Below are 6,469 nucleotides of genomic sequence, written 5' to 3' on the forward strand. Positions count from 1 at the left end.
CCCTCCACCATTAGTGAAGGGCATAGCATCCTATAAGTCGTCACCAACGATTTTCACTTCTGTTTCTAAGTCGATGCCATACTTTTCTTTAACTACTCGCTGTACCATTTGGATTGTTGCTATATAATCAGTAGCCGTTGCATTACCTTTATTAACAATAAAGCCTGCATGCTTCGTTGATACCTCTGCAGCACCTACGCCTTTTCCTTGTAAGCCACTATCTTGAATAAGCTTGCCTGCAAAGTGACCTGGTGGGCGCTTAAAAACACTCCCTGCAGATGGGTATTCTAACGGTTGCTTAGATTCTCGCTGAAACGTTAAATCAGCAATTTTAGCATCAATTTCTCCCTGCACACCTTTTGCTAATTGAAATTCGGATGATAATACATAATACCCCTTCTTGGCAATGATACTTTGACGATAACCAAGTTCAAGATCTTCTTTTGATAATATTAAAATTTCTCCTTCTTTTGTTAACACTTTCGAAGAAATAATAATATCCTTAATTTCACCACCATATGCACCTGCATTCATTGCCATAGCTCCACCAACTGAGCCAGGAATACCACATGCAAATTCAAAGCCTGTCAAAGATGCTGACGCTGCCAATTTCGATACATCCTTTATAAGTGCACCGCTTTGCGCGTAAACATGGTCACCATTAATGCGAATTTCATCTAAAAGTGAAAATGTAACAACGATTCCTCGATGACCGCCATCACGAACAACCATATTAGATCCATTACCTAACATTAATAAAGGTATATTATTCTTGTGAGCATAGCGAATAACAGTTGCTGCCTCTTCCTCTGTTTCAGCGAGAACGAAAATATCCGCTTTACCACCTAATTTTGTCATAGTATATTGCTGTAATGATTCATCTAACTTAATATTGGCTGGATTAATGCTCTGTGCTAAATCCTCCGCCCATTGTTCTTTTGTCATGAGAGCTAATTCCTTTCTAACGTCCTTCTTACTCTACACTAGTATGGATTTAGAACCCGTATTTGACAAGTAAAATGAAGGGTATTTTTTATCTCACCTTACCAGATCTCCCTGTGCAAAGATGATGAATATGATAAAGAAAATTCATGGTCACTAGAGTTACATATGGCCATTGTTTTTTTATCCATCAAAAATTTCGAGATAGACCTCAAACTTTTAAAGCCAGCTTGTTGCCCATGATTCGATATTACGGATCGCTCCTTCTAGTCCCCGACCTTTATCCGTCATAGAATACTCAACACGCACCGGTACCTCTGAATATACTTTCCTTTCAACAAGCCCTTCTTTTTCTAGCTCCTTTAAACGTTCAGATAATAAACGACCACTTACTGGTAACGCAGATTCAATCTCATTAAAGCGCTGCGGTCCATCTAATAATTGATATAAAATTAGCCCTGTCCAGCGTTTTCCGATTAAATCCATTGCTTTAGCTAAACGAGGACATAAATTTGTCTCACTCATTTTGTTCACCTCTTATGTACTCTATTGTAACGATTATTTTTAAAAAAGTAAATTTGAAGTAACTTATTTACTTACAGTAATCTATTTACTATTTTGAATTTGATTACTAAATGTAACCTATAGTTTTTTTCATTTTTGGGATTACTATAGATTCAACTTCTACTATATAGATGCACATGATTTCATTATTATGACTACTTCCATTGTTTATCACCTATCTGAAAGATAAGATTATCTATCTAGCGATGCATTTGTTAAAACGGAAACTATGTATATAAATTGGCTGGTTTAGGGTGAAGGCTAGGGCTACTCTAGAAAGCGTATAGTTAGAACGGCAAACACTCCCAAGCTATGTTGACAAACCTGCTTTCATGGAGCATGGTTTTTCATAATTACCAAGTATTCACAAAATAAACCTTTTTCATTGTCATATTTTATCATTTTTTCTAAAAGTCCATTGAATATCCGAATTGTTTAATTTATTATTCATGTAAGATACTGTTTTATGGGGCTTTTCCAATGAAAAAGTATGCGATTGATTTTAATCATTCAACTATTGACTTTTCTGTACGACAAATGATGGTATCTAAAATATATGGTGAATCGTACAATGCAGAAATAGCTATGTCAGATATTGAACAAATGGAGGATGTAAAATATCATTTACAATCGCAGTTGCTAATGTTTCCACAAAAAACTTTGATCGTGATGTCATCTTGTATCTTCTACTTTTTTAACGCTGACATTTATCCAAAAAATTTGTTTACATCTACATATATTGAAAACTAGAAGATAAGAAATTTGCTTTACATGGATATTTAACTAATCAATTATGCCTCTGCATAATTCCGTGATATCCGCTGAAAGAAGTTAAAGACATAACGAAGCCTATCCCTATTAAACAGTATATACAGGGAACAGTGTAAATACATGGGCGCAAGAAGTACATGGATTCCAAACGAAGGCACAAATTGACCTTCGAGATTTTAATCTAGTTTATAATACTCTCCTGAAAACAGGTGATGTATTAATTAGTGATGTAATTGATATTATGGTGGATCTTGAAATAAATCTTTTATAACGACTTCTAGAACAATGTTTCGTAGATTGGAGGACTTTTATGTTTTGGTTTGATGAATTCTCTTTTATACCCAGTTTTATTTCAATAATGTTTTTTATCGTGCTCGGTATTATAGCATTTACTATTATTAAAGGTATCTTTCAATGGTCGAAAAACAACAATGAACCATTATTAACAGTACCCGCTAAAGTCGTAACAAAACGTTCAAACACTAGTGGAGGTTCTGGTAACTCTAGTGCTCATACATCGTACTATGTAACGTTCGAAGTACAAAGTGGGGATCGTCTAGAATTAAAAATGAATGGTCGTGATTATGGGCAGCTTGCAGATAGTGACTATGGCTTATTAACATTTCAAGGAACACGTTATCATACGTTTGAGCGACACAAAAAGGAGAGCAGCGTTTAACAACGCACTCTCCTTTTAACATTTCATCATTATTTAATTAAATATTTACCAGTGCCGCCTTCTGTATCTCCTAAATATTCGATATTGCTACCTGCAGGAATGACTTTTTGTGCATCCTTAGCAGAGTTGTAAATAATTTTTGTATTTGCTGGGAATGGTGCAAATGACCAGTTGTTATCCGCAGCAGGATTAATTGTTTTGTTTGCCATAATGTAATCAATTACAGCTTGACGATTTTCATAAGCATAGTTTGTTATATTAGAGCCATCTTTATTTTTAAATGTGGCACCGTAAGAACCACCTACGCGGTAATTGTTCGTAATAATGATAAATTCCTGATTTAAATCAATTGGTTTACCATTGTATTGCGCGTTTTTAATACGATTTGCTTTTCCGTTTACTAGAACACCTCGACTATCATATTTCGCTGGTGATGTTACGTCGATTTGATATGTTAAGCCATCTAATACGTCAAAATTGTAAGAACGTGCCTCTGGGTCAATAATATTTTGTTCTTCAGTCTTATTTGGATCAACTGTTGCAAAAATACCAGCAGCCATTTCTAACCATTCAATTGCTTGTGCTCCTGTTACTTTAATCGTTGCAACAGTATTATCGTAAACATAGATATCTGCCATATTTTTAATCGCAAGCGGACCTACAGGAATGTTTGTGTAATCTGTAGGGTTATTACGAGAGCCTGCCTTGAAAGGAGCAGCGGCAGAAAGAAGTGGTGTTTTTTCATCGGCAGTACCTTTTAATTCTTTTTCAATAAACCATTTTTGAGCTTGTGTCACAATTTGAATAGAAGGATCATCTTGAACCATTGAGAAGTAGCTATGGATTGGTGCAGTTGTCTCACCAACAGGCTGACGAATATACTTTAACGTACCTTCATGTGCTTCTTTAATTGCATTTAAAACTGTTTTAGATGGTTGTAAGCCTTCTTGTTTGATAGAACGGATAGAGCCTTTTCCATCCACTACAACCCATTTAGAGCCTTGTTGTTCTAGTTTTAAATCAATAACCCCGAGATAGCTACCATAGCTTCCCGCCATTACTGTAGGTACTCCGTTAATCGTCCCTTTTTCTTGAACAACATTTTTAAGATTTTTATAGTCACCTGGGAATGTTAAATGAGAGTGACCTGTAATTAAAGCGTCGACCCCTTCAATCTCAGAGATTTGGTATCCTACGTTCTCGTTACCTTTTACGTAAGTATCCTCACCAATACCTGAGTGTGAAAGTACTACAATTACGTCTGCACCTGCTTTTTGCATTTCTGGTACAACCTCTTTCACCGCTTCAACTGGTTCTTGCATTTCTACTTTTCCTGCTAAATGGATAGCATCCCATTCAACAATTTTCGTTGGTACGATACCTGTAACGCCAACTTTAATTGTGTGCTTTTTACCTGTATTGTCTACAACCTCTTTATCAAGAATTACATAAGGTGTATACATATGTTTTTTTGTTTTAGCGTCGTATGTGTTTGCATTTACGACTGGATATTTTGCATCATTTAATACTTCATCTAAAAACTCTAAACCATAGTTGAACTCGTGGTTCCCTAAAGTTCCACCATCATATTTCAGTGCATTTAGTGCTGCAATAGCTGGATGAACTTCACCTGGCTTTAGGACGTTCTCTAAAGCTTTATATGATCCTAGTGGCGTTCCTTGAATTAAATCGCCATTATCAAATAATAATGTGTTTGGATTCTTAGCACGGGCTTGTTCAATTAATGTTGCTGTGTTTGCTAAACCTATATCAGCTGATTCTTTATCTAAGAAATAATTATAATTTGCAAGGTTTGTATGAATATCTGTTGTACCTAAAATTTGAAGATCCACTTTAGTTGTAGATGTAGGTAATTTGTATTCAGCTACGAAACGTTTAATAATACTTTGCATTTGTTCAGTTGTTACATAATCTCGAGGACGAATTGTGTTATCCTCAAAGCCTTGTAATATGTTTGCTGTAACGGCATTTGCTAAATCTTGCTTATGCGTTGTAGCAACTTGATCTGCATCTGTAAACTTATCTAATACAGAAAGAGGAGCATTTTCATTGACTAATCCACGAGCAGAAATAACAAATGCTTGTTGACGTGTCAATTTATCATTTGGGCCAAACAGTGTTGTCGTTTTACCTTTAATAAGCTTTAATTCTACTGCTTTTTCTACATACGGGGCTAAATCCTTAGAGACGTCAGTGAAGGCAATTTTAGAACCATCACCTAGCTCTACATTTAAGCTTTCTACTAGTTCTTTCACGTAATCTCCACGTGTCACATCGCTTGATGCAGCATTTGCGGAAAGACCAAATGGTAACACCGTGAATAGAACAAGTAACATCGCTAAGAATTTAGTCATTAATTTCTTATTCATGAAACAACCTCCCTATAAATCTAATATTTTCCTGACATTTCTATTATATTATACTAATTGCTTTATTAACTGAACAAATAGTCCTAATTGTATGTATTTTTAAATGAATAGCAAAACACTTTACTAGAAAATGATAGAATAATATTATTTCATATTTTTTTCACACAATATGATGTTATTAAATGTAAATCGAAAATATGCGCATAGTACCAATATTTTAGACCTCTTCACCATTACCATACCTCTATGAAAGAAATAAAAAAAGTCCTCTCAAATTAGAGAGAACTTTTATTAAAAAATAATTTATTATGCGTTTACAGTTTGTAAAGATTGAGCTACTTTTTTAACCGCTTCTAGGCCGTTTGCAATAATTTCTTGTGCTTTATCTTGTGAGGCATTGTGACCTTCAATGATAACCTCTTCGATAATTTCCATACCGAACATGCCTACAACATTTTTGATGTAGTTAACTGACATTTCCATTGGTTGTGCTTCAGGTGCAGAATAGTAACCACCACGAGCATTTAAAATCACAACTTTTTTGTCACCCATTAAGCCTTCTAATTGACCGTTTTCATTATATTTAAATGTATAACCAGCTTGGAATACATAGTCAATGAAAGTTTGTAATTTTGCTGGGATTGTTAAATTCCAAAGTGGGAAAGCAAAAACAACTACGTCAGCTGCAGTTAAAGCATCCATAGCTTTTTGTTTTGCTGCTAAAAGACGTGATTCGATGTCAGTTAACGCTTCACCGTTTTGAACTTTACCAAAAGCATTGAAAAGATCTTGACCGAAATAAGGCATATCTTCTGAAAATACGTCAAACGTTGTTACATTTACGCCTTGTACATTTTCCATAAATGTGTCATACATTTTTGTTGAAATACCATCTGGACGGTTGTTAGCTTTTACTACTAGTACATTCATTATATAAATTCTCCCTTAAAATCAAAAGTTTAATATCTCGAATTCAAGATATATAAGTATATTAAAAAACTTTGCGTAAAAAGTCAACGCTAGTAGACTCAGACTTTTGACTGAAATGCGGATATTTCAAAATATTTACACCATAACGTAGGGTTGATTTCCTTGGGGCGTTCGATGAGCCGCTTGGGCCAGC

Annotated in this window: 6 protein-coding genes; 2 read left to right on the forward strand and 4 right to left on the reverse strand. The window is 35.0% G+C overall.

Features of this window, described 5'->3' with window-relative positions:
• Nucleotides 1-30: 30 nt before the first annotated feature.
• The gene (gene murB / locus ACQKNC_RS11755; RefSeq protein ID WP_427425032.1) at nucleotides 31-945 is read right to left on the reverse strand and encodes a UDP-N-acetylmuramate dehydrogenase; all 915 of its coding nucleotides are present in this window, start codon (nucleotides 943-945) and stop codon (nucleotides 31-33) included.
• Between the two features lie 216 nt (nucleotides 946-1,161).
• Nucleotides 1,162-1,467, reverse strand: coding sequence for a winged helix-turn-helix transcriptional regulator (locus ACQKNC_RS11760; RefSeq protein WP_427425033.1), 306 nt, complete (start codon nucleotides 1,465-1,467; stop codon nucleotides 1,162-1,164).
• Between the two features lie 519 nt (nucleotides 1,468-1,986).
• Here ACQKNC_RS11760 and ACQKNC_RS11765 point away from each other — a divergent pair.
• Together ACQKNC_RS11765 and ACQKNC_RS11770 are read left to right on the forward strand one after the other, a co-directional pair.
• Entirely contained in the window at nucleotides 1,987-2,256 is a 270-nt protein-coding gene (locus ACQKNC_RS11765; RefSeq protein WP_427425034.1) for a hypothetical protein, read from the forward strand.
• A gap of 331 nt (nucleotides 2,257-2,587) precedes the next feature.
• Nucleotides 2,588-2,956 carry a DUF2500 domain-containing protein gene (locus ACQKNC_RS11770; protein ID WP_427425035.1) on the forward strand — a complete coding sequence of 123 codons (369 nt, stop codon included), beginning with the start codon at nucleotides 2,588-2,590 and terminating at the stop codon, nucleotides 2,954-2,956.
• Between the two features lie 29 nt (nucleotides 2,957-2,985).
• On the opposite strand, the gene ACQKNC_RS11775 is transcribed toward ACQKNC_RS11770, so the two are convergent.
• Together ACQKNC_RS11775 and ACQKNC_RS11780 are read right to left on the reverse strand one after the other, a co-directional pair.
• Nucleotides 2,986-5,346, reverse strand: a complete 2,361-nt coding sequence (locus tag ACQKNC_RS11775) for a bifunctional 2',3'-cyclic-nucleotide 2'-phosphodiesterase/3'-nucleotidase (protein WP_427425036.1) — start codon at nucleotides 5,344-5,346, stop codon at nucleotides 2,986-2,988.
• 306 nt (nucleotides 5,347-5,652) lie between these two features.
• On the reverse strand, nucleotides 5,653-6,276 hold the full coding sequence (locus tag ACQKNC_RS11780; RefSeq protein WP_427425037.1) for an FMN-dependent NADH-azoreductase: 624 nt from the start codon (nucleotides 6,274-6,276) through the stop codon (nucleotides 5,653-5,655).
• Nucleotides 6,277-6,469: the final 193 nt, after the last annotated feature.

The sequence above is a fragment of the Lysinibacillus sp. NPDC094177 genome (genome assembly GCF_050279145.1).
Classification (GTDB): domain Bacteria; phylum Bacillota; class Bacilli; order Bacillales_A; family Planococcaceae; genus Lysinibacillus.

Bases quoted from the DNA above. Each gene is read 5' to 3' on its own strand.
- murB (WP_427425032.1), bottom strand. From the start codon at position 945: ATGACAAAAGAACAATGGGCGGAGGATTTAGCACAGAGCATTAATCCA.
- ACQKNC_RS11760 (WP_427425033.1), bottom strand. From the start codon at position 1,467: ATGAGTGAGACAAATTTATGTCCTCGTTTAGCTAAAGCAATGGATTTA.
- ACQKNC_RS11765 (WP_427425034.1), top strand. From the start codon at position 1,987: ATGAAAAAGTATGCGATTGATTTTAATCATTCAACTATTGACTTTTCT.
- ACQKNC_RS11770 (WP_427425035.1), top strand. From the start codon at position 2,588: ATGTTTTGGTTTGATGAATTCTCTTTTATACCCAGTTTTATTTCAATA.
- ACQKNC_RS11775 (WP_427425036.1), bottom strand. From the start codon at position 5,346: ATGAATAAGAAATTAATGACTAAATTCTTAGCGATGTTACTTGTTCTA.
- ACQKNC_RS11780 (WP_427425037.1), bottom strand. From the start codon at position 6,276: ATGAATGTACTAGTAGTAAAAGCTAACAACCGTCCAGATGGTATTTCA.